Source organism: Parabacteroides sp. ZJ-118, from assembly GCF_011038785.1.
Taxonomy (GTDB): Bacteria; Bacteroidota; Bacteroidia; order Bacteroidales; family Tannerellaceae; genus Parabacteroides.
Genome location: NZ_JAAKDT010000123.1, coordinates 1 through 597 on the forward strand (window position 1 = coordinate 1; position 597 = coordinate 597).

General features: G+C 47.4%; 1 protein-coding gene. It reads right to left on the reverse strand.

What is annotated here, in order from left to right:
- Nucleotides 1-135: 135 nt before the first annotated feature.
- Complete coding sequence (locus tag G7Y39_RS13465; RefSeq protein WP_165157935.1) at nt 136-456, reverse strand: type II toxin-antitoxin system YafQ family toxin; 321 nt, start codon at nt 454-456, stop codon at nt 136-138.
- Nucleotides 457-597: the final 141 nt, after the last annotated feature.

Below are 597 nucleotides of genomic sequence, written 5' to 3' on the forward strand. Positions count from 1 at the left end.
TCGTTGCGGCGCATCTCCAGCTCCGTGATCTCCTGCTTCAACAGGGCGGAAAGGAGTATCTTCGCCACACGGTTGTCTTCCATCAGAAACTTGAACACCGAGTCGTATATGGGATTTGCTATCAGTAGCATGGCTCTATTTTTTAGGGATTACCGAACAAAGAAACAAATATCTTTCCGCTTTTCCTAATCTTTCTTCCTTTTTCTCGGCTAGCAGCGACGTTAATGTGTCATCGTCTTGCTCCCACACAAGAAGCCAATCCGGTTCGATGTGGCATTCCCATGCGAAATTGAATTTTGAGCTTAATTTGTGAGATCTATACACAGGAGGCAGCGAGCCTTTCTCTATAAGTATGTCAATGACAGTATCGAAAGCCCCAATATCAAGCCCGCGCTTTATGCAACGCTTGAATGCCTTCTTGAATCTATTGGCATGGAAACCTTGTACATTATCCAGCTTCCTGTAAGAGGAAGAGCCCTTGTCTTGGCACTCCTATTCCAGAAACGGACGGACATTCCCCTCCTCCATGGAAAGGAGGTCGGCTATTTCCCGGACGGACATTCCACGTCCGTGCAGGCTACGTATCGTGGCAGACAA